Source organism: Duganella sp. LjRoot269 (assembly GCF_964254095.1).
Classification (GTDB): domain Bacteria; phylum Pseudomonadota; class Gammaproteobacteria; order Burkholderiales; family Burkholderiaceae_D; genus Rugamonas; species Rugamonas hordei.
This window is the reverse complement of record NZ_CAXUSL020000002.1, coordinates 53984-75312: the sequence shown is the minus strand read 5'-3', so window position 1 is coordinate 75312 and position 21329 is coordinate 53984. Positions and strand designations below refer to the sequence as shown.

The 21329-nt window shown below is 58.3% G+C and carries 32 protein-coding genes; 20 read left to right on the top strand and 12 right to left on the bottom strand.

Annotated features, from left to right (window positions below; translation table 11 throughout):
• The first annotated feature begins 35 nt into the window (after nt 1-35).
• From ACSQ3S_RS33095 to ACSQ3S_RS33015, 17 genes are all read left to right on the top strand, one after another.
• A complete protein-coding gene (locus tag ACSQ3S_RS33095) occupies nt 36-806 on the top strand; it encodes a hypothetical protein (RefSeq protein WP_436145203.1) in 771 nt (256 codons plus the stop codon).
• 18 nt (nt 807-824) lie between these two features.
• Nucleotides 825-1316, top strand: a complete 492-nt coding sequence (locus tag ACSQ3S_RS33090; protein WP_436145202.1) for a hypothetical protein — start codon at nt 825-827, stop codon at nt 1314-1316.
• Nucleotides 1317-1584: 268 nt separating this feature from the next.
• Nucleotides 1585-1929 (top strand): hypothetical protein, encoded by a 345-nt coding sequence (locus ACSQ3S_RS33085; protein WP_436145201.1) that lies wholly within the window; start codon nt 1585-1587, stop codon nt 1927-1929.
• Between the two features lie 32 nt (nt 1930-1961).
• On the top strand, nt 1962-2273 hold the full coding sequence (locus ACSQ3S_RS33080) for a hypothetical protein (protein ID WP_436145200.1): 312 nt from the start codon (nt 1962-1964) through the stop codon (nt 2271-2273).
• Nucleotides 2270-2515 (top strand): hypothetical protein, encoded by a 246-nt coding sequence (locus ACSQ3S_RS33075; protein ID WP_436145199.1) that lies wholly within the window; start codon nt 2270-2272, stop codon nt 2513-2515. Before ACSQ3S_RS33080 ends, ACSQ3S_RS33075 begins: the two co-directional genes overlap by 4 nt.
• A 259-nt stretch (nt 2516-2774) precedes the next feature.
• Complete coding sequence (locus ACSQ3S_RS33070) at nt 2775-3101, top strand: hypothetical protein (RefSeq protein WP_436145198.1); 327 nt, start codon at nt 2775-2777, stop codon at nt 3099-3101.
• A gap of 44 nt (nt 3102-3145) precedes the next feature.
• On the top strand, nt 3146-3418 hold the full coding sequence (locus tag ACSQ3S_RS33065) for a hypothetical protein (RefSeq protein WP_436145197.1): 273 nt from the start codon (nt 3146-3148) through the stop codon (nt 3416-3418).
• A 541-nt stretch (nt 3419-3959) separates the two neighbouring features.
• Nucleotides 3960-5471: a DNA topoisomerase gene (locus ACSQ3S_RS33060; protein ID WP_436145196.1), complete on the top strand. Its 1512-nt coding sequence runs from the start codon at nt 3960-3962 to the stop codon at nt 5469-5471.
• Nucleotides 5468-6034 (top strand): DNA topoisomerase, encoded by a 567-nt coding sequence (locus tag ACSQ3S_RS33055; protein ID WP_436145195.1) that lies wholly within the window; start codon nt 5468-5470, stop codon nt 6032-6034. Before ACSQ3S_RS33060 ends, ACSQ3S_RS33055 begins: the two co-directional genes overlap by 4 nt.
• 14 nt (nt 6035-6048) lie before the next feature.
• Nucleotides 6049-6369, top strand: a complete 321-nt coding sequence (locus tag ACSQ3S_RS33050) for a hypothetical protein (RefSeq protein WP_436145194.1) — start codon at nt 6049-6051, stop codon at nt 6367-6369.
• A gap of 10 nt (nt 6370-6379) precedes the next feature.
• Entirely contained in the window at nt 6380-6607 is a 228-nt protein-coding gene (locus tag ACSQ3S_RS33045; protein WP_436145193.1) for a hypothetical protein, read from the top strand.
• Nucleotides 6608-6619: 12 nt separating this feature from the next.
• Nucleotides 6620-7069, top strand: coding sequence for a hypothetical protein (locus tag ACSQ3S_RS33040; RefSeq protein WP_436145192.1), 450 nt, complete (start codon nt 6620-6622; stop codon nt 7067-7069).
• 13 nt (nt 7070-7082) lie between these two features.
• Nucleotides 7083-7556 carry a hypothetical protein gene (locus ACSQ3S_RS33035; RefSeq protein ID WP_436145191.1) on the top strand — a complete coding sequence of 158 codons (474 nt, stop codon included), beginning with the start codon at nt 7083-7085 and terminating at the stop codon, nt 7554-7556.
• Entirely contained in the window at nt 7520-8572 is a 1053-nt protein-coding gene (locus tag ACSQ3S_RS33030; RefSeq protein WP_436145190.1) for a hypothetical protein, read from the top strand. The genes ACSQ3S_RS33035 and ACSQ3S_RS33030 overlap by 37 nt, the downstream gene beginning before the upstream one ends.
• A gap of 29 nt (nt 8573-8601) precedes the next feature.
• Nucleotides 8602-9159: a hypothetical protein gene (locus ACSQ3S_RS33025; RefSeq protein WP_436145189.1), complete on the top strand. Its 558-nt coding sequence runs from the start codon at nt 8602-8604 to the stop codon at nt 9157-9159.
• A gap of 12 nt (nt 9160-9171) precedes the next feature.
• On the top strand, nt 9172-10446 hold the full coding sequence (locus tag ACSQ3S_RS33020) for a hypothetical protein (protein ID WP_436145188.1): 1275 nt from the start codon (nt 9172-9174) through the stop codon (nt 10444-10446).
• A gap of 125 nt (nt 10447-10571) precedes the next feature.
• Nucleotides 10572-10970: a hypothetical protein gene (locus ACSQ3S_RS33015; RefSeq protein ID WP_436145187.1), complete on the top strand. Its 399-nt coding sequence runs from the start codon at nt 10572-10574 to the stop codon at nt 10968-10970.
• A 51-nt stretch (nt 10971-11021) separates the two neighbouring features.
• Here ACSQ3S_RS33015 and ACSQ3S_RS33010 read toward each other — a convergent pair whose 3' ends face one another.
• Genes ACSQ3S_RS33010 through ACSQ3S_RS32990 form a run of 5 tightly spaced genes read right to left on the bottom strand, consistent with a single transcriptional unit; the run spans nt 11022 to nt 14437 of the window.
• Nucleotides 11022-11726: a hypothetical protein gene (locus ACSQ3S_RS33010; RefSeq protein WP_436145186.1), complete on the bottom strand. Its 705-nt coding sequence runs from the start codon at nt 11724-11726 to the stop codon at nt 11022-11024.
• A gap of 2 nt (nt 11727-11728) precedes the next feature.
• Nucleotides 11729-12010: a hypothetical protein gene (locus ACSQ3S_RS33005; RefSeq protein ID WP_436145185.1), complete on the bottom strand. Its 282-nt coding sequence runs from the start codon at nt 12008-12010 to the stop codon at nt 11729-11731.
• On the bottom strand, nt 11997-13328 hold the full coding sequence (locus ACSQ3S_RS33000) for a hypothetical protein (RefSeq protein ID WP_436145184.1): 1332 nt from the start codon (nt 13326-13328) through the stop codon (nt 11997-11999). The genes ACSQ3S_RS33005 and ACSQ3S_RS33000 overlap by 14 nt, the downstream gene beginning before the upstream one ends.
• Before the next feature lie 15 nt (nt 13329-13343).
• Complete coding sequence (locus tag ACSQ3S_RS32995) at nt 13344-13823, bottom strand: polymer-forming cytoskeletal protein (protein WP_436145183.1); 480 nt, start codon at nt 13821-13823, stop codon at nt 13344-13346.
• Nucleotides 13820-14437: a hypothetical protein gene (locus ACSQ3S_RS32990; RefSeq protein WP_436145182.1), complete on the bottom strand. Its 618-nt coding sequence runs from the start codon at nt 14435-14437 to the stop codon at nt 13820-13822. The genes ACSQ3S_RS32995 and ACSQ3S_RS32990 overlap by 4 nt, the downstream gene beginning before the upstream one ends.
• Before the next feature lie 112 nt (nt 14438-14549).
• On the opposite strand from ACSQ3S_RS32990, the gene ACSQ3S_RS32985 reads away from it, so the two are divergent.
• A complete protein-coding gene (locus ACSQ3S_RS32985) occupies nt 14550-14852 on the top strand; it encodes a hypothetical protein (protein ID WP_436145181.1) in 303 nt (100 codons plus the stop codon).
• Nucleotides 14853-14926: 74 nt separating this feature from the next.
• On the opposite strand, the gene ACSQ3S_RS32980 is transcribed toward ACSQ3S_RS32985, so the two are convergent.
• From ACSQ3S_RS32980 to ACSQ3S_RS32965, 4 genes are all read right to left on the bottom strand, one after another.
• A complete protein-coding gene (locus tag ACSQ3S_RS32980; RefSeq protein ID WP_436145180.1) occupies nt 14927-15142 on the bottom strand; it encodes a hypothetical protein in 216 nt (71 codons plus the stop codon).
• A 496-nt stretch (nt 15143-15638) separates the two neighbouring features.
• On the bottom strand, nt 15639-16091 hold the full coding sequence (locus ACSQ3S_RS32975; RefSeq protein WP_436145179.1) for a hypothetical protein: 453 nt from the start codon (nt 16089-16091) through the stop codon (nt 15639-15641).
• A 119-nt stretch (nt 16092-16210) separates the two neighbouring features.
• A complete protein-coding gene (locus ACSQ3S_RS32970; RefSeq protein ID WP_436145178.1) occupies nt 16211-16435 on the bottom strand; it encodes a DUF3717 domain-containing protein in 225 nt (74 codons plus the stop codon).
• Nucleotides 16436-16455: 20 nt separating this feature from the next.
• Nucleotides 16456-17355 carry a recombination-associated protein RdgC gene (locus tag ACSQ3S_RS32965; RefSeq protein ID WP_436145177.1) on the bottom strand — a complete coding sequence of 300 codons (900 nt, stop codon included), beginning with the start codon at nt 17353-17355 and terminating at the stop codon, nt 16456-16458.
• A 217-nt stretch (nt 17356-17572) separates the two neighbouring features.
• Here ACSQ3S_RS32965 and ACSQ3S_RS32960 point away from each other — a divergent pair, with 217 nt between their 5' ends.
• Nucleotides 17573-18499: a glycine zipper 2TM domain-containing protein gene (locus ACSQ3S_RS32960; protein WP_436145176.1), complete on the top strand. Its 927-nt coding sequence runs from the start codon at nt 17573-17575 to the stop codon at nt 18497-18499.
• A 15-nt stretch (nt 18500-18514) separates the two neighbouring features.
• Nucleotides 18515-18895, top strand: coding sequence for a hypothetical protein (locus tag ACSQ3S_RS32955; RefSeq protein WP_436145175.1), 381 nt, complete (start codon nt 18515-18517; stop codon nt 18893-18895).
• Between the two features lie 53 nt (nt 18896-18948).
• Here the strand turns inward: ACSQ3S_RS32955 and ACSQ3S_RS32950 are convergent, their stop codons facing one another.
• From ACSQ3S_RS32950 to ACSQ3S_RS32940, 3 genes are all read right to left on the bottom strand, one after another.
• Nucleotides 18949-19533 (bottom strand): hypothetical protein, encoded by a 585-nt coding sequence (locus ACSQ3S_RS32950; RefSeq protein ID WP_436145174.1) that lies wholly within the window; start codon nt 19531-19533, stop codon nt 18949-18951.
• A 116-nt stretch (nt 19534-19649) separates the two neighbouring features.
• Nucleotides 19650-20288 carry a response regulator gene (locus ACSQ3S_RS32945; protein WP_436145173.1) on the bottom strand — a complete coding sequence of 213 codons (639 nt, stop codon included), beginning with the start codon at nt 20286-20288 and terminating at the stop codon, nt 19650-19652.
• 167 nt (nt 20289-20455) lie between these two features.
• Nucleotides 20456-21280, bottom strand: coding sequence for an N-6 DNA methylase (locus ACSQ3S_RS32940; protein ID WP_436145172.1), 825 nt, complete (start codon nt 21278-21280; stop codon nt 20456-20458).
• Between the last annotated feature and the right edge of the window lie 49 nt (nt 21281-21329).

The following is a 21329-nucleotide window of genomic DNA, read 5'->3' as shown; positions in this document are numbered from 1 at the left end:
GCAGCGAAATCTGAAAAATAGGATAGGAGAGAAGATTGTTTGAGCGCCCATACGGCAGCGCCCCGCCGGTGCAACTGAATGAAGACCAGAGCGCCGTCGTCCGCCGCGAGGTGACGGGCATGCTTTCGGCTCTGCATCATCTCGCCGAAATGCTCGCGCCAGGTCAGCTGGTGGAGAGAAATTTGATATATAACATCTTGTTCGTGTCGGAGTCTCGTCTCGCCCAAGTTGGGGCGATCACTGACGTGGTGACCGACTCGGCTGAAGAGCAATCGCGTCGCAATGCGGCACTACGTACGGCGAACGAGCGCATCAGGGAACTGGAGCGTCGCATCGGCAGCGAGGTCGCTGCCCAACATACAAAGCACGCTGTGGCACACCTCAGCGACGTCATAAAATCCTGGTGGCGCGCGTCAGGTCTTGGAAGCGTCAAGGATGTGACAATGGATGGCTGGGGAAACATGAAGGTAACTGTATCCTGCATGTTGTTTGGCAATACCACCATGCTCGACTCAAACACTCCGGTATCAGATAAGGCCGCGCGCGTCGCGTGGCTTAAATCGCTCGAAGAACGTGGCTTTGTCTTGACAGCAGGGCGAAGCAACGTCGGACACCTTGTCGCATGCGATGCAAGCCGCGATGCCTTGGTTGATCTGATCACTCGGGCGATTCCTTCAGCCGAATTTCTGAGCATCGGCGCGCGATGCGGGCGGGGAGAAGCACAGATCCTGTCAGAGGCTACTTTCTGTATTCAAAATTTAGATGATGTGCAGGCCCTGTCTGCTCACGTCGACGAGTACCTGTAAAAAAAATGGAGAGCAAGGATGGCTGAACACAAGCCGAATGCACTGCTACCGCAGCAATTGCGAGACACGATGCGCGATCTGAACGGGCGAGTACACGCATGGTGGAAAAGCGATGGCCTTGGCCATACCTCCGATATGCGCCTGACGAACACCGGCGGCCTGGAGGTTGAGTTTAGCTGCTCCCTCTATCTCGCATTTGAGGAGCGGGTGTACGATGAGGATTCTTCATTGCCAGAGGTGGAGCGGCGAGGAAGGGTACGGCAGCATTTCGAGGCCAAAGGCTTTGTGTTGTTGGATGATAATAACCAGGACGTCGCAGTACGCGATTGTGACGCCAGTTGTAACGCATTGCGCAGACTGCTCGCAGCAACGCTGCCGTCCTCGGCGATCATGTCGATCGAAACCCGGGCGACACGTAGCAGCGTATTTGTGCTGCAGTCGGTGAAAATTCTGGTTCGTGACCTGGCAGACGTTTTCGCGCTTCCTGACGCGCCGGCCGAAACGTGGTGAACTGTGAACCGCATTTTTGTGGCATGGAGGTGGTTTGAAAAGGCCCGTGCCACTGGCGCGTTCAGCCGATGGTACCCATGTGTCGACGCCGGCGGCCACGCTTGGGGACTTTGACCAAGCTTACGCCACGCTCGCAAGAGCCGTACGAGCGGCGCTACAATAGGGCTGGGGCCTGTGCGTCGGTGTATCGCACTGCGTGTCGAATGCATACGTTTCAGGGCGATATACGGCCACCCAAGCGATAGCGATATAAATTAGAGGGGTTTAGATGGATCGAGCAGAACTAATCAAGCTGCTGCTGGCGGCAGTGGTCGGCGGACTGTTGAAGGAATTGGTTGCGTGGCTTATCAGCTTCACGAAAGTCTCCCTGTTTGGTCCGATGTGGAAGCATAGCCGAGCTGTCCTAACGGACATACTGGCCTGCAGTTTTCTCGGCGTGCTACTGGTTAGATTTGGCGTGGCCGAGGGTGCCGCCACGAAGCTCGACGTGTTACTGATGATGGGCGCCGGTTTAGGTTTTCTGGTTTGTGCTATCTCGCTTTTAATCAGCGTCGCAAAGTGGAAGTCCGCTCGCGAGGGGAAAATTGTTGGTCCCGCCACGACGCCACAATAGGAAAAAGTGCTGCCGACCAGCGAGGAAAACACATGATTGACCGAACCGTCACCGATAGGATTGCCAATGCTCTGTGCTCTGCGGGTGTCGCCGTCCGCGACATTGTGCGGCGAACTCACCCTCAGGAGTCGGACGTGCTTCGCCTTGATGACGATTATTACGTCGCTCTGGGGTACGACGATTTTGAGCGCGCTGGCATCGTGCACGTTTCGCTCGACCAGTCGATGCATTCCGGAGGGGATGTCGAAATCGACAGCTGGATGGTCCCGGATGTTTCGCATGGGGTAGCTGTGGCCGAGATCGCCGCGTACCGCGTGCAAAAAACGGAAGGAGATTCAATATGACGACTATTATCGTGCTTGTCATTAGTTTAGTGGCATTCGGATTTTCGATTACTTTCTTTTGTCTCGGCCGTAGGCTAACTGGAGCGCGACTTTTCCTGCTACAAGCTGTTGTGCTGTCGTGGATGGAGGCTGCGGCGACTGATTCGCTGGGCCCGGCTCTTTTTGGATTGGCCGTGCTGGGGCTAATTGTCAAGCTTGGGGACTGGCTAGACGACGGCCGCCAACAGACCGATGAACAGTAATAGGGAAAATCATGTCTCTTGCAACGAAAGAGCAGAACTGGCCCAACAGGCGATTCACATTGGCGCTTGTAGGAATAGTGCTATGCGCGCAGATCGTGGGCTGTCTGGTCGCAATCTACCGGAGCAAATTGATCGTAGCAGGCGCGCTCCTTGTGCTGGCGGGCTTGAGGGTAATGGTTCTGCGCGGCCTCGTGCGCAGCCACCCTGGTTGAACTATAAAATGGCGCCCGCGCCCCGTTCCGGCCGGTAGCCGAAGCGAATGACCGCGATGTCCAGATATGTGTTGGTGCGAAACCTGAGTAGTGCTGGCGTGACGGTGAGCCGTCAGGGTTGGCTGCTGCTGTTCGCGGCTTGCGCGGTGCCCGTGTCTCAACCTTGGCCGACAGCCGCCTTGTTCGTGTGGATGGCCATAGGGGCCTTCGTATTGCGGCGAAGTATGTCCGCGCTTGAAATACAGACCGGCTCAGGCTTTCGCAAATGGGTCGGATTGATCGTCGCTTGGCCCGCTTCGGCGCGGTTAGGCGCAACGTTATTGAGTGACCCGGGTAGCTGGCTCGCGCCGCCCAAAACCACCGTGGCGAAGTAAAGGGAAATCACCGCGGGCCAGCAGCAAGTGCCGGAAAAGGATTAATGATGACCATCCAAGACGCTAAGACATTCGTTCAGATCACCGAAACAGTGCGGGGTGCGATTCACCGCCTGTACGCCACTAGCGAACCCAAGGACGCCGCTCATGTCGCGCAGCATCACGCCATGGCACTCGGCATGATTATCGTGTGGGCTGATCTGTCGTTTGATATGAGTGATGATCGCGCCGCCCGCGTGCAGGTCCAAACTGAGCTGGAGTCTGCGGTCGAAGCCTTTGATGTCGAAGCGCGTCAGCGCCTTGGTCTGCCGTACTAAGAAAAAGTCCCGCGCCGCATGGCGCACTGCACCGGCCGTATCCCGGCAAGCTTCCCTCTTCCCACCCTGCAATACGTACTCGCCGTCCCCGATGACGCGCATTTCGAGCAGACCGTTTCTGAACTGCCTGACATGCTGCGCTCTATGCGCACACGCACGAAATTGGCCGGCCAAGCCGCGCTCTAGCTGGCCAATCCAATGGCGGCGTTTGCGGTCGACCTGGTGCCGCTGCTGGTGAAGGTGTCGGCCGGGCACTGAGCTGGTGATAGCCACCCGTCGCGCGGAGCTGCGCGCGACGGCGGCCGCCGTCGATGTGGTGCTGCAATCGGATTTGCACGGCAGAGAAGCCCGAGAAATGCGAGTCTCACTTGGCACGGCCGCCGATAATCCGCGAGCGGTAGGCGAACTTGACGGTGTTTCGCTGCGGGCACCGGGATTAAACACCTTTCCTTTGGGCTTGCATTCTTGTACCATAGGAGTGTATTTGTTTGGTCCTGTAGCAATAGAATGAAACTGTGTTGCAAAATTCGCACTTTACCCCATGCCCAAAACGGTGACAATTGCTGAGAAGTCCGCGGTTGCGAAGGAAATTGCCAATTTCCTCGTCCGCCGCCATGGCGGCCGCCTCGTTGTCGAGGAGGGCGGCTATCGCCTGCCGAACGGCGACTTCGTCTCATTCACCAATGGGCATTTAATCGAACTGATGCCCATGGATGCGTACCTGGATGGTGCGCAACTTGAGCAGGATCCGCTCGCCTATCTGCCCGTGCTCCCGGCGGAGCACAAGCGGGTGCCTCGAGCGGGTCGGAAGTCCGATGGCACGCCGCTGATGTCGGATAAGGGGCCAGTTCCGGACCCGCTGTACAAGATCATTGAAAGGGAAGTAAGGACGGCGGACGTGATTATCAATGCCGGCGATATCGGCCGCGAAGGTCAGCTGGTGATGGATGCGCTCTTTATGCACCTGGGTATTGATCCTGCATCGCCAAAGATCCTTCGCGCTGTGCTGGTGGACATGCATCCAACGGCCCTCGAGCAGGCGTTTGCGAGGCTGTTGCCGAATGGTGACTCGCGCTGGCAGAACAGTGGTGCCGCCGCGAAGGCGCGCCAAGAGGCCGACTGGGAACTGGGCATTAATGCCTCACGCGCCTATCAGTCGCTGCTGGGCGATTCGAGTGTCGCCGTCGGGCGCCTGAAGGGCGTCGTCATGTGGATGGTTGCGCAGCGCGAACGCTTACTCACTACCTTCAAACCTGTTCGCTACTACATGCCGGTGATCACCCTGGATGATGGTACTGAATTGCACTGGAAGGCGCGCCCTGGTGCCGAGAATATGCCTGGGTTCGACGACAAAGGGAGAATTGTCAGCGAGGAGCTGGCCAAGGCCATCGTCGACAAGATCAACGCTGGTTTGGCCGGTCGCTATGCCAAGGCTGGGACGAGGCGCGTTCGCCGCGCGGCGCCGCTACCGTTTACGAAAACGACACTGGAGGTCGACGCTTGTCGGAAGCTGGGCATTCCGATGGAGGAGGTGACCCAGGCGATGACGAACCTCTATTTAAAGCACAAGTTGATCTCCTACATCGGGACCGACTGCCCATACATTCCGGAGACAATGCTGCTGGACGCCCGCAACATCATGGCTGGTCTGTCCCCCATGTTTAGTAAAGCAATGCGGGGGGCCAACGCGTCATCCCGGCCGGATTCAGTGGATGATTCGAAAATCGGGCAGAACGAGCACCATGCGATTGTACCTCTGGGCGTTTTGCCGACCAGCAGCCGGGATCTCTCTGAAGCCGAGAGGGGGGTTTTTGAGATGATCTCGAACCGTTTCGCCGCGCAGTTCTATCCGGAATTCGAGTTTGACGCGACTTCTGTGGAAGTCATGTTCGGGGAGGACGTGTTCGGCGCACAGTCGACTCAAGTTGTGGCCTATGGATGGACTAACGTTGAGACACAGGCGCCCGACATGACGATCGACGACGAAGAACAAGTGCATCATGAGGCGCCCGCTGAATTTGAGTGTCCCACCGAAGAGGAGCAACCTTCGTGAAGCCGCTCGACCTATCCGGAGTGCGCGTTGGAGCATTCGTGCGCGCGGTGTCAGCACGGGTTACTGTTTCTCAGAGCGAGCCTCCACAACGGTATACTGAAGCCGATCTGTTGGAGGACATGTTGCTGGCCGAGCGCCACGCCATGTCGGAATCAGATGCGGCAGTGCTGCGCGCGACGAATGGAATTGGCACAGCCCGTACTCGCAGCGAGGCGATTGTTGACTTGCTGAGGAATGGCTCTTTAGCGCGCATGACGACGTCCAAGGATGGTACGCGGCGCGCCGAGGTCGTGTTGACCGCGTCGGGGAGCCGGCTTGAAGGTGCGCTGCCAGCTGAATTGAAAAGCGTGGGACTGACCGCCAAATGGGAAATGCTTTGTCGTCAGATCGAGCTTGGAGAATTGGCTCCGGAGCACTTTCGAGCGGTCATCAGAAAATTTGTCACAGCCGTGGTCGGTGATGTGCGGCGACGCAAGAATCTGGCTGCCAGTGCAACCGCGCCGGTCCAGACAGGGCAGAATGAATACTCGGTTATGCCGAAAGGTGTTAGGGAAACAAAATGAAAACGGAGAACGCTATGAAAACGCTGAACGGGGCGCGCCGCGCGATCGGCCTCAGTGCTCAGGGCATTGGCTGCAGTCAAACGGTCATTGCCAATACCCTGAAACAACTGGAGCGCCACATCGGCGCCGAAGCGGTCCCGAAGACCGTGGAGGTGCTCAAGGGCATGCTGGGAAACCAAGGTCTGGTCAGCGAAAAGATGGCCATGACTTCCCTGGATGAAATCAACACGCTGCGCGCCGATTTTCGTCAGCGCGCTATGCAGCCGGCGGACATGGAGGCCGACCTTGATCAACAGGAACCGGACAGTGATGCTCCGGGTGAGCGGCCGCATTGAGGATGCCGTAATGAATAGTCCGAATGAGGCAATGTCGCGCCTGGTAAAGGCCATCGAAGCGCTGCCCGAAGGTGAGCGCGAAGTGTACAGTGCGCGCTACGTGTTGGAAGAAGGCCGCGATGCAACATGCGTGCGTCTCGGTATTGACGGAGCGGAATACGACCGCCGACTGAAAAGTGTGATGCGCGCTCTTCGTCGCGGAACCGTGCCTGGGCCGTCTGTCCCGACAAAGCATTGATCGGAGCCGCACATGCCTAAAATTGTAAAAGACTTTGAAAAAGATGTCCCTTCGGACCTGATCGTCCATGAGGGCATCGACGCCTTCACGGTGCATGGCCGATGCATGCTTTTTATCGAGATGATCGCAGACGTTGCTTCAGACCTGGCACAGCCGGGGTCCGAGCATCATGACGAGACCCTGGCTTGGGTCAAGGACCCTGCAAATTTGGAAGCGTGGATCCAGATCGTCAATGTGTCGCCGGGGGTTATCCCGCACCTGCAGTCGGCGTTCCTGGAGCGCCCAGTCGAGATCAAGAAAGCGTGCGAGATTTTGTCGCGGACGGTGTCCCGAAATGGCACCGACCTCTCCAAGTTTATGGAGGCGATGGGAATGGAGGGGGCCTCGAGCGATTCTTCCCTTGTCGACTGGGACCAGTTCGAAGAGCGCGAGGGATTGCCCGCGACGCAATATAACCTATGAATGGGATCGGACAATGAACCTGATTGAAGCTTTGCTGGCTGCTGCTGAATCGACGGCGCGATCGGAAGAGGATCGGACTGTCTTCTGGCTCGACAACAGCATCATTTACGCGGACGAGGTCTTCTCGGCACAAGGTTTTTTGCCGCTGCTGGGGCGCATGGCCGAGCGTAAGGTGATGCGCACGCTGGATGTGCCGGATTTGCGCTGTGGCTTTTCGTACCTGCCCGATCATGCTGGTATCTTCAGCGAATGCTTCAACGCGTCGCCGGCGGCCGAAGGCATCCTGGAAGACGGACTTCGCCTCGCGGCACTGCATTCAGCTGCCTGCGATGTGCTGGGACTGGGCTATCCAGGGGCGGTGGACATCACTCCCGTTTATACGTTCTTCACGGGCATGGCGCGTGACCGTCGCGATGCGCTGATGAAGCTCGATGACAAGGAACTGGTCGCATGGCCGCTGTACCAACCTCTCCAGCAGGCGGCGTAATGCACGGCGCTGGCCGCGAGCTGCCTGCCCGGGCGATCGAACAGGCCATGGAGGTCCATTATCGGACGGCCGTCGCGAGCCCCAGCGCCGACTACTCGCCTGCTTGGCGTGACGCAAAGCTGTCAATGCGGTTGCTCAATCACATGAGCCCTCTCATGCTGGGAATTATCCAGCGGCCAGGTGCCGACGCGAGCCTCACGGACCGCAAAGAAGCGCTGAAATTTATGCTCGGATCTGCTGACGCACTCGCGAAGGTGATGTCGGAGCAGGTCGCTTTGACGCCGATGGCGAAGGAGTACGATCGCATCGAGCTCAATTCAATGTTGACGCACATAATCGGGCGGATCTGGCAGGGTTCAACGGCCGAGAACCAGCAGCAGCAAGTTGACGATCTGCTGCGTACTGTGGCCGGCGTATTCAGTGATCCCCAGTTTCTGGAGAAGCAGCAGGCTCGTGCTCACCTGATGATGAACAAGGTGGGATACCTGCGAGTCGATTCGGAGGAAACGATGGAGACCCGCTTGCGTGTGGCGATGCACCAGGCAACGCTGCGCTTCTACGAGGCCGTCTCCGATGAGCGGCTCGGCAACGGACGCGGACAGACCTTCACCTATGGGAAAAAGAAGCCGCAGGTCCTGGCAGCGATGCTGGAGAACTTCGACCGGGTCGTTCGCGACGTTCTGTTAAATTGCGAGTTTTCCGGCTCGCTGTCGAACGATCAACGGACGTCCGTGATGCAGTCGTGGATTCGCCAGGCCTCCGAGATCTACAGGACGGAATATGTGGCGAGGACCATGCGGGTGATCAGCTGGTTCCGCGCCGGGGAAGAGGTTTCGAAAAATGAATTCAGCCAGCGCTTTTCCAAAGCGACCGGCATGTTGGATGATGTGCTACAGAAGGTCGCGCCAGTCACTTCCGAGACGCTTGCAGACCTCATTGCCGTTGCCGGGTTTGACGTGCAGCCAAGCCAGGCGGTCGATGTAGATACCATGTCGCAATCGGTACGCCAGAACTGACTGGCGACCATGATCTCAAGGATTTGAAAATGAAACGACGCATTGCTGTGGCCGCTACTGTTACGTTCTATAGCTATATGGTGGATTCGGCATTGGCCGGTCCCTGCAACGACTTCCGCAACGACATCCAGACCATACAGCAGCAGGTGCGCCAGGATCAGTTTGCGCGCAGTACATCGGGCCTATCGGCAGTGGCTCTCGCCTCAAACACTGTAAAGGGTGCGTGTCTCGACTCGCTGTCAGCGCTCGATATGACCGCATTTGGCTTGACGCCTGGTGCTGCGGCGATGATCACGAAGCTGAGCAGCGCGGCATGCCAGCAACTGGCGACCCAAGTTTCGCAGAGCGTTGGTCAGGTAACGCAGCAGGTCAGCCAGGGCGTGACGGGCGATTTGGGCCAGCTGGGCCAGGCGGTAAATGGCCAGCTCGGCAACGGGATCGGCGGGCAAATCGCCGGGCAAGCGATGGGGCAGGTCACCAGCCAGGTGGCAAATCAGGTGCCCGTGGCGTCGCAGTCCATTACCAGTCAGATCTCCAGCGCGATTGGCAGCGCCTGGGACAGCATGAAATCGTTTATCGGTCCATAAGGGAGCACGCGCATGAAGAAACGAATCCTCGTCGGTGCCTTGGCCGTGTGCTACGCAGCGACTATCCCCAATATTGCATATGCGCAGTTGGACGCGGGGCCAATTATCATTGCGATCACCACGTCAACGACCACCATCACCGGGGCGATCGCGGCCGCGACCACCACCGTCGTGCAAAGTCTGTATCAGATCCAGAACCTTATCAGCGCCAACGCGGGAAAGATTTCGTCGCAGATCGCCGAATCGTCGAGCAACCAGGTGCAACGTCAGCTGGACGCAGAGAAAGCTAAACAAGCGGTCGACGTCGAGCGGTCGACCCGTCTTCCCATCGATCCCTGCGCCAATGCCTCTCGTGGCCTTGGGGATCCGAGTTTTGACCGCCTTAATCCAGGCTTTACCGGCGCAAACGGATCCGCTTTCGGCCCACGTGGCGCTGGCTCGTTCCGGCCGTCGACGGGCTCTTCCTCGTTGGACAAGGCACTGTCCATCTCCCGTAACGACGATTTCGCTCCGCAACCGGAAGTGCAGGCCGTCATGGCGCAGAAAGGCGCATGCGAGACGTACGCATCCGGCAAGGTGCGTTCGCAGCAGTGCAGCTGGGCTGGTAGCACCCCTTCCGGCTTGGCGGGACTACCAGACGCGGATATCCGTGCGTCGACGATCTTTGATGGCGCGCAGACTACCGCAGACACTGGCAAAGTGTCGCTGTCATTCAGCGACAAGCAGCTGGCCGCGGCAACGGCATATGTGCGCAACCTGTCGGCGCCAGTGCAGTTGCGCGACTTGACGAAGATTGAGACGCAAACCGATGAGGGGCGTCGCTATTTGGCGCTGAAAGACAGCTACCAGTCCCGCGTGGATTTGGCGATGCGTCCGATCGAGGAGTGGACGAGCAATCGCACAAAATACCCAGCCACGGTCCCGATTCTGCAAGCCATGCTCGATGGTAGCGGGGCGGCGGCGCGCTACCTGGTGAAGCTGCTTCCTCAAGTAGCGCCCGATTGGAATACGAAGGGCGTGTCGCTCCACCAGATGATGGCCATCGACGTCGCGCGGCGCTACGATAACCCGGAATGGGTGAAGGAGATCGCGGCGACCAGCGACCAGACCACATTGCAGCGTGAGCAGCTGATGATCTCCGCGCAGATGGCCAGCCTCATGACCAAGAACCTGATGGAAACCCAGAAGACAAACATGTACCTCGGGGCCATCTACCAGGCATCCTTGAACAAGGACTTCATGCCGGAGCTGGCCGCGCAGCACAAGCGTGCGACGTCGACAAGGTGATTCGCCGTGCATCGATAAACATGAGGAAGGTATCGAGACAGACACGCCGGGATCTCGCTTGCGCGGCGATTCTGGTTTGCGCAGTGGCGTGTTACATCCATAACCTGGATGGGTACTTTGCCGCCATGCACAAGCCGATTCTGTTGATACTGGGGTTCGCCGGATCGCTTGTATTTGCGCTGGTCCACGACGTGAATAGGCTGCATGCCCGGCTTTCGGCAGTGCGCTGCGCGCGAACAGCGATTGTCTTTTCAATCGCCGTCGTTGCCGCCAATTTCTTTCGTGATGGTTACGTGACTATGAGGGCGATTATCGCAAATGTCTCCGAGGCACAGGAGCTTTTAGGCCCAGATGCCTACAGTGCATTGACGAACCCTTTCGTCGGATATGGTGGTTGTTTTGCTTTTAGCTTGTTGTTCACACGCTGGATGCTCGGAGGAAAACTCGAGCGGCTTTTGACAAAGGTGCTAGTGCTTCCGGGGGTTTTTCCGAAGGTATGTCCTTGCTGTGCAAACCCAATTTAATGCGATGAAAAACCTACGGCCTACCCGCCGTGCTGGCCGCGTCTACTTCAACTAAGGTGTGACGACAAGCACCCGGCGATCCGTCTCTGCCATTCCCTTGGCCGGATCTGTTCCCACGAGAAGCTCGCCATTCGGCAGCGGGAATCCAGTTTTGACCTTTCGCCCGGTCAGCAAGACGATGCCATCGCTGAGAATGGCCTGGATGCCCAGCTTTTCCCCTGATGCGATATCCACCGGTTTCTTTTCCGTGTTTTTGGACGTGGCCTGATAGGTTTCGGTCTTGGCCAGGCTCGCCGCCTTGTCAGGCGTGGCGGCCGGCGGCACCGCTTGGGTCGTCGGCGCTGGTGTGGGAGTGTTCACCTCCACGCTCTCCTTTTTCGGATCCGTCTGACGCAGAGCGGTCACCTTAACCGCCTGGGGGGGAATATTGGCCCCGGGCTGCGGATTCGAACCGCGCTCGACTTTCGTGTTTGCGGGGCCGCGGTCCCGTTGCACGCGCGTTGCCGACGGCGTGCCAAGGGAAATCTTCAGCTCCGGATTTACCTCCTCGACCTGCGCTGAGACGATCAGAATTGCTTGATCCGCGTCCGAATGCGTGGGCGGCGCCAGCAGCACGGCCGATGTGACCACAGCCGATGAGGCAAGCCCGGCCGCTACGAGTCCAGCCGCAAACTGCCACCGTACCCAGGAAAAGTCCTGGTCCGGGTAGGGCTCATCGAGCGCACGCTCCGCCCAGTGGATGACGTCGTTGGACACGATCAAGTCGCCTGTCGTTTTTCGCGAAAGGACACAACTTCCTGATGCTTCCATGCCAACTCGCCTCGCACGCGTTTCGGACGCGGCATGCCTGGTGGCGGCTCCTGTAGCGAGCGTTGCTTGCGCTCGCGCTTGGTAAGCGACTGAAGCCAGGCGTAGTTGCGTAACGTCGCCGGCGTGACACCGAGGATCCTGGCGGCGGCCGCGGTATTGATCATGTCCCCCACTTGCCGAGAACCCGTTTGCTCTTGAGATGCGGCATGCGCTTGATCACTTGCCGCCATGGCTGCCTCCGATGGCCTTCTTCAACAGGTGCTGAAAGTCGCCGTTATCCGGTGGTGGTGCGGCTGGCGCCCGGCCGGCCGTTGTACCTTCCGGAAGTTGGGGCAGCGGATGCGCCTGAATGTCCTTCGCCACGAGATGCGTTTGTGCATGCCAATAGAGCTGCAACACGGCACCGGGCAGCTGCTTTGACCACGCGAGGATAGGCGACTTTGGCTTTTGCTGCACGGTCAGCAGGGAAGTGAAGAAAGCCGCGTGCTGGTACAGACGCGCCAGCGCATCGCTGAGACTTTCCGGTGCCGGCGTGCTCGGGAGCTCGTCGTGCAGCTGGGCGCGCACGAAGGCTTCTTGCAGCGAATTTCGTGTGCGCTGCACGCATTGGTGCCAGGCGCCGATCACCCGAAGTGCGGCATCATGCTTGTCGTGATCGTCAGGCAGATTTGCAGTCTTGATCATTTCGAGGAAGGGTTCGACATCACGTTCGGCAGCATGCAACGCATCGAGGAGCCTACGCGCGGCCAGATACTTGGGATCGGTCCTGCGCGGATCCACGACCGGCTCGACGACCGGCTCGATGACATCTGATACGACGGGTATGGCCGGCTGTTCAGGATCCGTCGGTACCGGCAAGTGTGGCGCCGCTGGAGGCTCTGCCTGAGCTGCCGATCCCTCATTGTTTATGTGAGAGAAAGTCGGCTCCGTACTCGCCGTCGGCGTGGCGGGCGTGGCATCTGCCTTCTTGAGCACGTCGAGTTGCGCGGCGACGGCGTTGCGCACCGCATCTTGCATTCGCTCTTCTGCAAGCAGTGCTTCGTCGGCGCGCTTCTTCTTGCGGTCGACCGCAGCGCGGCGCGCAAGCGCGATTGCGCCATAGAGAATGGCGAAACCGAGGCCGCCTATCCCAATCTGCGTGAGGTCAAAAGCGTGATCGTCCTTGCCGCGTGAAACTGGCGGGGCTTGTAGCTGCACGGCTGTCGTGTTCGCTTTCGAATTTTCCATTTCCAAGTTGCCTTGCGAATTGTTGGTTTGTGGTGTGTCGCCTCGAGGCGCGACCTTGGTTCGTATCGTCCGGCCGAATGGGTATGGCGGCGGGCGTGCTTGGGGCGTGCCAGATTCTCGATAGCCAAGCGGCTCCAGCTCGGTGCCGATCTCCGCAGAGTGTGGCAGCGATACGTTGGTCCATTGAATCGGCTCCGGGGAAATGGCTTGGCTCACCAATTGCCCAGGCGTTGCGTGTTTTGCCATATGTTCCGAGGAGCTCGTCGAGCACCCTGCAACCAGGCTCAACCCGATGACGGTGCGTGCGCGGATCGCCAACATGCGACTTCGCATGGGTTACGCTTCCTCTGCATCCATTTCCGAACGTGGGATCATCTGACCGCGCACGCCGCGATTCGGCGTAGCGACGGCCAAGGTGTCATAGACCGTATCGCCGATAACGCGGGAGTTCACGCCAAGGACGAGTTCGCCGACGTCCAGCTTTGCCGGGTTCTTCAGCTCGCCAATGTCGCCTTCGTTGACGAGTTGGGCTGCTTTGACCAGGCCGAGGACTTTGCCGCCGCTCAGGATAACGACGGTGCCCTGGCATTCGATTTCACCGTTGACGCAGCCTCGTATCACGAGGCTTTTGCCAGGCCCTACCCGAATCTTGCCTTCGATATAGTCGCCTTCGCCAACAGCCATGCTGACCTCCAGGCGCTCTGCCGCTACTTTGGCGGAGACGATTTCGCTGGCAGCTTGCACGTCGGTCGACGAGGTTTGGGGTTTGCTACGAGCTGCGTCCAGGTTCGGGCTATCCATAACGAGATTATTCATTTGTTGCTTCCTCCTTGAGGTTGGGGTGAGTGATGTTGGTCCAGTACGAAAATCACTGGACGCTGGTCAGTAGTGCGGACCGCTGTAAAGCTGAGGCGATCGCTATTTACTGCCTGTAGCTGGTATTGTCCGTCGGGGAAAAATTTGCCCGTTGAGACCCTTACGACCTGTGCGCCGAGTTGGCAGTTGACCCCTTGGGGGGTGACCGCACTGATCAGGCACGGCGCGGTGACATTGGTCGAAGCAGCCGACTTGGCATCTTCTTTGGTGCGCAGATACCAAATGGATCCGGCGGCCGCGACCGCGCCGCAGAGCACACCAATCGTTAGGCTTTTCAGCACCGCCTTTCGAATCATTCGCCGCGCGAGCTGGATATGGGTGTCCGGATGAACTCGAACAATGGCGACCCTGGTCAAGCTGTAACTGCCTTCGTCATCCCTGTGCAGGGAGTGTGGGGGGCCAGGTGGCAGCTTCCGAGAGCCGTTATAGCGAACAGCGGTTCGTGGCGACAATGAGACGAACAGCCCGCTGTGCGGAAAGGTCATCTCCACGATCTCAGCGTCGCTTTTGTCGTCAAACAGCCGTGGTAAGGCCGCTAGGGATGATTCGCTCATATGGAAGAAAGTATTTGTCTTTGCAGTGTTCCGTCGCATGGCTATAATACGGAACAAACGAAAGTCTAATGATATATCATTTTTTTGTCCAGACAATTTAGGAGGTCCCGCAATGTTTGCTAAAACGGCAATTGATTATTATGAATGCCTGTCTGGCTCGGTGCCATTCATCGTGGTCAATGGTCGCCCTGGCCGATTTCCTATACAGCGCGTGGTTGTGACCGCCGCCGGTGTTGTGGAACTGCACTGCCATGACGGTGCTGTCGAAACCATGGGCTCGTTGATTGACCCCATTGATCTGGAGCTGTTGCGCCGGATCCGCATGCATCACGAAGGACTGCTCTTTGTGGAGGTGGGTCTGCCTGGACGACCCAAGGCACTTCAGGAAAAGATATTGAGTGCTCGCTTTCGATAAGCGCTTGTCCGATACCCATGCGGACCGAAAGGCCTGACGCACGGGTATCGGAGAGCCTGCTGGTTAGTCCGTAGTTACGGCAACCAAGGCATGCCAGCGAACTGCTTTGCGAACGTGCCGGCTGCAGATTCGAGCTCCTCCTTCTTCTTCAAGTCGATGTTGTTGTTTGCCGCGAATTGGCGGAACTTGTCCGAGATGTCGTCCCCGACAGAGTTAGTGACCTTGATCAGATTGACTTCCGAAGCGCTGTCGCCGAAGGTCATGTCTACACTGAGTACCACACTGCTCATAATTTCATCCTACCCCTGATTCCGCGAGGCGCCGGCTAGGCAAAGACCTGTCTCTTCCTGGAATATTGTAAATCGTTTATATCGTTCAGTGCGTGCCAATGCCACGCCGGCGGCGCGTGCGCGGCGGCCGCCGTCGACCTGGTGCTGCAGCTGAAGGAGGCGCCGGCCGGGCGCCGAGCTGGCGGAGCAGGTAGGCCAGCCGCTGGTGATGGCCGTGGCCAGCGCCGCGCTGCGCGCGCCGGTGGCGATCGGGGATCTGGCGGTAATCAGGTGTTGTGGTGGGCGCGTCGACGGCGGCGGCCGGCCCGCAGCTGGTGTGCCTGGGCGTGTTGCTGGCCACCAGCGTCGGCACGGCGGCCGCCGTCGACCTGGTGCTGCAGCTGAAGGAGGCGCCGGCCGGGCGCCGAGCTGGCGGAGCAGGTAGGCCAGCCGCTGGTGATGGCCGTGGCCACCGCCGCGCTGCGCGCGCCGGTGGCGATCGGGGATCTGGCGGTGATCAGGTGTTGGGGTGGGCCCCGGCGCTGGCGCCTGGTAATTCTTTGCCGGCCAGTGTGGCCAAGTGCAGAAAGGGAGTCACTTTCTGTGATTCATCGGCAAACTCACCGCTCACGTTCATCATATCGATTACCACGCCGATCAAATCGCCAATGCTCTTGAGGTTGGATGCCTTGGCGTGGCTTGGGATCGGCAGTAGAGGGCGAAGGCTGTGATCGAAGGAAATAGAAGTACGGGCCTGCGTAACGGACGAATCGGTCACGACGCCTTGGAAAAATACATTGCAGTCGAGAAGGGGGTCATTGAGTGAGCGACCGTCGATGTCCTCTTCTGGATCATAGAGGAATGTTTTGCGTTCCGGCGACGCTTTGTCGGCCCGGAAGACCTCGAAAGTAACCCCGGTCACCTTAGGTGGGACGTCAAATACGGGTGGTTCGTACGAGCTATTGGTCATAATGTTGTAAACCGGGCAAGCAGTAAGTGTGCTCGAATTATAGCGCGTCTACTGTGGCTGACCGAGGCGTGGTTGCAGATCACGCGAAGGAATTTCAGCCACAGTTTTGCTTGGTTGGCCTATTGCGGTTTTGTCTTGGCGAAGTAGTCTTCAAGCACCATTTTCTGAGAATCATTGAGCTCAGAAAGCTGGATGCCGTCTTTTTTTCTAATGATCAGCATCGCATAGGCATCTGCCAACACGCGGGCCTCGCGACAGAGGATCGGTACCTGTTCATCCGTGGGGGAGTGATTTCGGTAGTAATTGATCGCCGCTTCGAGTTCGGTAATGGAAACATCTTTCACGTGTCCTCCCAGTTTTCGGGTTACGCGGCCGCGAAGCCGCCCAGGGCTTCGGTGATGTCGGCGAGCATCTTGGCCAGTTCGCCGGTCATCAGCATGAAATCGCCGTCGAAGCGTTCGTCGTCATTGCGTGTTGCTGCTTCATTTTCCTTGATGACGTCCAGGGCTTTGACCGTTTTGATCGCCAGCGTTTCGGTGAGTACAAAGCTGATCTTGCTGTCCCAGGTCATCGCCAAGCGAGTGCACTGTTTACCAGCTGCGATATGCCGTCCAACTTCGTCTGCCGGCAGCGTGTGTCGCACATACCGCACTGCGGCTTTGCTCTCTCCCGTGGCCCGTAGTTCGGTATCCATATCCACGGTAAAGCCTGCGGGAGCGTCGTCTTCCTGCAGCCAGGAGGTCATCATACCAACTGGGGAGTTTTGCACGCGCAAACTTTCTACTGGCATGCGATCGATTGCCTTGAGCAGCATCTTGATGACCTCATCCGCTTTCGTTGGACTGGCCGCATCGACCACCAGCCAACCGTTGACCGGATCGATCCAGCAACGAGTGTCGCTACGAATGGCGAATGCACGCGGCAGTAGTTCGTCATGGACGCGCTCCTTGAGGTCCTTCATCGCCTTCTTCCCTGGCGCGAAACCTTGAGCCTCTTCCATCTCCGCCGCGCGGGCCTTGGCTACCTGGTTCACGACGGTTGCCGGCAGAAGCTTTTTCTCTTTGCCCAGCACGATCAGCATCTGCTTATTGACCACGTGGACCAAGCCTCCGTTAGGGCGGGGCTTGTCCCAGCCTTGGCGCTCCACTTCACTGCTGCCGGCCGGGCTAAACGCCTGCGCTTGCAGCGCAAGCTCCATCTGCTCCGGCGTGAAGGCCCAAGGGGCCGGGAGCCGATACAGCTGCAGATTTTTGAATAAAAACATGTGGATTTCCTTTAGTGAGTTGGTGTGGATGGCTTGGCGTCCCCATGTGGTCGCTTAGGGATAGCTTGGCAAATTGCGCCCTCGTCTCGCAAGGATGATTGGCTCCCGAACGAAGTAAGTGCGATTTTGCAACTTGTTGACCACGCCTGCGCTTGCAACCACGCGCACCGTCTCGCAGTAGGATGCAAACACTTAAGCCCACCTTTGAGGAGTGAATATGACGAGCAAGCCTTCCAAGATCTTTTCCAGTGCCTACGCGGCTACCGTGGATTCGGCTGCTCTGCAGCTGGAGCGCCACGAGCCTTTGCGTCAGCGCATGTCAGTGGTCGCCTTGACGCTGGTCGCGGCGCTGGCCGTGTCGATGACGACATCCCCGGCCCAGGCGCAAAATCAGTCGCAAAATCAGATCAAACGCGCCGCGGCCGATGTGCTGGGCGGCGCTATCGGCGGTGCGATCGGCAGCCGGATTGGCGGCGGCAACGGTCGTAAGGTCGCTGAAGTCGCCGGCGCCGCCGCCGGCGTCTGGGTATCGGAATCGATGCAGGAGAGTGGTAGCAACACGAACGGCCGCTCGCAGCGATCGGGCGTTTCCAGCTTCGACAGCTTCGGACCAAGCGGGATCGCCACTACGACCACAACCGTAGATACCCGGGTAATGCGGAACCAAGGCAGTACCATGGTGGCGCCGCGATCGTCCGCGGTGGGCGTGTCGTCGCAGCTGCAAAGCGGTACTGTCCCACTCAATGGCGAGCGTATGGACAAGTTGAATAACATGGAGCAAACGTTCCTGTCGGCGCGCGACGGCTACGCCCGCAGCATGTACTCCGTGCAGCAACTGCAAGATGACCTGGTGCTGTCGCCGTCGAGTAAGTCCTTGCGCCAGCAGATCTCCGCTGCTCAAGCGCAGACGCGCACGGCTGAGCAAGAATACACGGCGGTGCGCCAACCATTCACCGAGGCCCTGGAATACCTGGGCGAGCGCGGCTATGATGTTCACCAGTACGCCTACAGCTATCAACTGGCTCGCAGCCGCGTTACCGGTGGCGACATGAAGCTGGGCGATCACAGCCAGAATGTCTACAGCCGCAATGGGCTGCACGATGTCGAACAGGCTCGCGGCGACATCTACACCGTGCGTCAGTAAGTCGAGGAGACGAAGATGACGATCTCAATGAACTCGTCGCTCGCGGAGATGCGCTTGCCATCACAGCGCATCGCAACGATGATCCACGAAGCGGCCAATGCCATCGGCGACGAAGTTCTGGTTGGCCGGCTGCGTACTGACCGTGCGTACCATCAGCACGCAGCCTATATGACCCAAAGTATCGCCGTGGGCTTTACCATGGCCCAGACGATGGACGACGGCATGGACTTCACCGAACTGTTCGTTGGCGCACAGCTTGCACAGCAGGATGCGGGCCTTGCGAAACTGGGCATGCAACTCGTGGATTGGATGGCCCAGGAGCCCGCGCGGATCGACAGCGGGATCGCTCCGGACCTGATGGCGCGGCGTGTCGCGGCTATAACAGCGGCGATCTAACCGCCGCGGCCACACAGAAAAAAGCCCTTGCGTGCAAGGGCTTTTTTGCGGGGTCAGGCAAAGGGAATCGACGTCGCCAAGGAGGCGGTCTCGCGGAAACAGTACATCTCGCGCAGGGCCTGGCGAATCTCGGCGGCTGGAGCGCGGCGAATAGCCTCGAGCAGGGTTGCACGGCTGCAGGTAAATCGGTCGATCGAGACCAACCAGGAGTTGAACTTCGGGAACTGGGCCAGCAAGTCCTGCCACTCGTCCTCGCACCGGTTGAAGAGCGCCTGTTCCTCGTCGTTGGCTTGGAAAGCGTAACCCAGGGTCAGGGCCAGTTGTTGGCGACAATAGACCATTTCGCGCGCGACATGACGCAAAGTGTCATTTGGCGCCATTGTGATTAACGTCGCAAGTTCGGTTGCAGTGCAGATGCTCCCGTCAAAGTGGTTCATCCAGTCCTCGAAATCAGCATGGCAGCCGAGCAAGCCGTCCCATTCAGCGATGCAGCGTTCATAGGCGCCCGTATCGTTGACCCTCGCGTCAAAAATCGACAGGGCCTGGTCGGCGCCTGGAGCATATCCGGGGTGTTGGCCTGGCGTTTGAGGCATGAACATCTCGCCGGCGCTATCTGCGCCCATAGAAAGTGACAGCAAAATCTGATACTCCTGAAGCAGGTGTTCTTCGACGCAATTGCGCCCCGACAAAAATCTGGCCCGTAAGGGAAGTTATGAGTATCTAGAAAGTAAGTAAAGTTGCCAAGTGACAATTGTCATATGATTTTATTTTGTGGCGGACGGTACCCCGTGGCTGTGACTTTTGCAATGAGTGCGGCCCTGGTTCGCGCGCTGACATCGAAGACGTCGAAGAGCGCGCTGACGAGATTTCGGACAGTCCCGTCACTTAGGAACAGCTCACTGGCGATCGACTTGTTCGACCTGCCGTGGAGGATCAGATCGAGTACCTGCTTGTGCCGCTGCGTTAGTTCAGCTGGCGAAATCGCGCCTAGCGCCAAGGACTTCGAGAAATAGGCTTGCCCAGCCAGGACTGTTGACAATGCATCACGCAGTTCGTCAGTCGTGGAGCCCTTGCTGAGAAAGCCGGTGGCGCCGCTTAGTTTGCTCGCTTGGGCGGTAATCGGATCGTCGCGACCCGTTATCACCATGATCGGGATGTCCAGGTGGCTGCGAACCTCTCGGATGAGTTCTATCCCATCCTCATCAGGAAGATTGAGATCGAACAGAAGCATTGCCCAGCGGTTGGGGCTGGTCGTCAAGTGTTCGCGCGCTTGGCGAGCCGTATAGGCGCCGTGGATGGTGTAGTCTGGGTAGAAGGAGGCGACGACGCTACATAACGCATCGCACACAAGCGGATGGCCATCTACGACGAGAGCATGTTTCTTTGTTGGCATTATTTCCGCTAGCTGCTGGGCGCCATGGCGCTAATACTGAACGGTAGTGCATTCCGACTAAAGTCGTCAAACGGGTTTGGTTGACACGCGGTTATAACTCCGCACCAGTTGCCTAGTGATAACAATTATAGAGAACTTAAGACAATCTTGCTCTTGGACACCAGAGATTACCGAGAAACATGGGATTCCACGGATTCATCGTCTTGTTCGATATCCTGCTCACTTGGGATTTGCTCGTCGCGCGAATTCAGCCGGGGGCCCCATAAGCCCAGTATGTGCGCCGGGGTATGCCAGTGGTCAAATTCCTGGAGCGTGAGCGAATTACCGTTCACGATGGTCGCGGGCACGTGCAGCAACGAGAGCTGGACGAATGTCATCTTCGCAGCGGTCGAGTCGACATCTATGGCAGTGACGTGGACGCACTGCTGGTAATTGATGCCCTTCTCGCGTAAATACATCATGGCGGCGATGATCATTGCGCCTGCGCCGCAGGCCGGCTCTTGAACAGTGATGAAGCCCTGTTTGGCAATGGTTTCCTGGCTGACCTCGGAGAACGTCACCTCGGCCATCAGTTGGCAGAGTTCGTAGGGAGTGAAAAACTGGCCTTTGTACGCGTTTCCCAGTTCGAGCATCATGAACGTCTCGCCCAAGATGTCGCGAGGGCAGGCCTCCATACCCATCGTGAGCTCAGCCATCATCTGCGGGAACAGCGCCAATTCTTCCTTGCTGTAGCGGCGAACGCAAGCAAGGTACTCTTCTTCGCGGCGCGAAGCATGGTGCAGATCCAGTCTGGCAAACGCCGTGGCAGCCATTGTTACAAAGTCGCGGAAGACGTCCAATTTAGCGTGGCGTCTGGAGGCTTGTTCAATCAACTTGATCAGTTTGTTGCGGTGGGCGATCGCGACCGAGGGGAGATTTTCCTGCTCAGGCTTCCTTGGTGCCGCTGGCGTTGCCAACAGTTGTTCTTGGCGTTCTTCGACTGTTTGCTTCATCGTGCACGGATCTCCTTAGTGATGTGCCGATTAGAGCGCAGTTCTTGAG

Excerpts from the sequence above, each read along its gene's own strand:
- ACSQ3S_RS33020 (WP_436145188.1), top strand. The coding sequence starts at position 9,172 with ATGAAGAAACGAATCCTCGTCGGTGCCTTGGCCGTGTGCTACGCAGCG.
- ACSQ3S_RS32940 (WP_436145172.1), bottom strand. The coding sequence starts at position 21,280 with ATGAAGCAAACAGTCGAAGAACGCCAAGAACAACTGTTGGCAACGCCA.
- ACSQ3S_RS33030 (WP_436145190.1), top strand. The coding sequence starts at position 7,520 with ATGGCCGCTGTACCAACCTCTCCAGCAGGCGGCGTAATGCACGGCGCT.
- ACSQ3S_RS32965 (WP_436145177.1), bottom strand. The coding sequence starts at position 17,355 with ATGTTTTTATTCAAAAATCTGCAGCTGTATCGGCTCCCGGCCCCTTGG.
- ACSQ3S_RS33035 (WP_436145191.1), top strand. The coding sequence starts at position 7,083 with ATGAACCTGATTGAAGCTTTGCTGGCTGCTGCTGAATCGACGGCGCGA.
- ACSQ3S_RS33040 (WP_436145192.1), top strand. The coding sequence starts at position 6,620 with ATGCCTAAAATTGTAAAAGACTTTGAAAAAGATGTCCCTTCGGACCTG.
- ACSQ3S_RS32955 (WP_436145175.1), top strand. The coding sequence starts at position 18,515 with ATGACGATCTCAATGAACTCGTCGCTCGCGGAGATGCGCTTGCCATCA.
- ACSQ3S_RS32980 (WP_436145180.1), bottom strand. The coding sequence starts at position 15,142 with ATGAGCAGTGTGGTACTCAGTGTAGACATGACCTTCGGCGACAGCGCT.
- ACSQ3S_RS32985 (WP_436145181.1), top strand. The coding sequence starts at position 14,550 with ATGTTTGCTAAAACGGCAATTGATTATTATGAATGCCTGTCTGGCTCG.
- ACSQ3S_RS33075 (WP_436145199.1), top strand. The coding sequence starts at position 2,270 with ATGACGACTATTATCGTGCTTGTCATTAGTTTAGTGGCATTCGGATTT.
- ACSQ3S_RS33045 (WP_436145193.1), top strand. The coding sequence starts at position 6,380 with ATGAATAGTCCGAATGAGGCAATGTCGCGCCTGGTAAAGGCCATCGAA.
- ACSQ3S_RS33070 (WP_436145198.1), top strand. The coding sequence starts at position 2,775 with ATGACCGCGATGTCCAGATATGTGTTGGTGCGAAACCTGAGTAGTGCT.
- ACSQ3S_RS32975 (WP_436145179.1), bottom strand. The coding sequence starts at position 16,091 with ATGACCAATAGCTCGTACGAACCACCCGTATTTGACGTCCCACCTAAG.
- ACSQ3S_RS33025 (WP_436145189.1), top strand. The coding sequence starts at position 8,602 with ATGAAACGACGCATTGCTGTGGCCGCTACTGTTACGTTCTATAGCTAT.
- ACSQ3S_RS32960 (WP_436145176.1), top strand. The coding sequence starts at position 17,573 with ATGACGAGCAAGCCTTCCAAGATCTTTTCCAGTGCCTACGCGGCTACC.
- ACSQ3S_RS33085 (WP_436145201.1), top strand. The coding sequence starts at position 1,585 with ATGGATCGAGCAGAACTAATCAAGCTGCTGCTGGCGGCAGTGGTCGGC.
- ACSQ3S_RS32945 (WP_436145173.1), bottom strand. The coding sequence starts at position 20,288 with ATGCCAACAAAGAAACATGCTCTCGTCGTAGATGGCCATCCGCTTGTG.
- ACSQ3S_RS33015 (WP_436145187.1), top strand. The coding sequence starts at position 10,572 with ATGCACAAGCCGATTCTGTTGATACTGGGGTTCGCCGGATCGCTTGTA.
- ACSQ3S_RS32995 (WP_436145183.1), bottom strand. The coding sequence starts at position 13,823 with ATGAATAATCTCGTTATGGATAGCCCGAACCTGGACGCAGCTCGTAGC.
- ACSQ3S_RS33050 (WP_436145194.1), top strand. The coding sequence starts at position 6,049 with ATGAAAACGCTGAACGGGGCGCGCCGCGCGATCGGCCTCAGTGCTCAG.
- ACSQ3S_RS33005 (WP_436145185.1), bottom strand. The coding sequence starts at position 12,010 with ATGGCGGCAAGTGATCAAGCGCATGCCGCATCTCAAGAGCAAACGGGT.
- ACSQ3S_RS32990 (WP_436145182.1), bottom strand. The coding sequence starts at position 14,437 with ATGAGCGAATCATCCCTAGCGGCCTTACCACGGCTGTTTGACGACAAA.
- ACSQ3S_RS33065 (WP_436145197.1), top strand. The coding sequence starts at position 3,146 with ATGATGACCATCCAAGACGCTAAGACATTCGTTCAGATCACCGAAACA.
- ACSQ3S_RS33080 (WP_436145200.1), top strand. The coding sequence starts at position 1,962 with ATGATTGACCGAACCGTCACCGATAGGATTGCCAATGCTCTGTGCTCT.
- ACSQ3S_RS33060 (WP_436145196.1), top strand. The coding sequence starts at position 3,960 with ATGCCCAAAACGGTGACAATTGCTGAGAAGTCCGCGGTTGCGAAGGAA.
- ACSQ3S_RS33000 (WP_436145184.1), bottom strand. The coding sequence starts at position 13,328 with ATGTTGGCGATCCGCGCACGCACCGTCATCGGGTTGAGCCTGGTTGCA.
- ACSQ3S_RS33090 (WP_436145202.1), top strand. The coding sequence starts at position 825 with ATGGCTGAACACAAGCCGAATGCACTGCTACCGCAGCAATTGCGAGAC.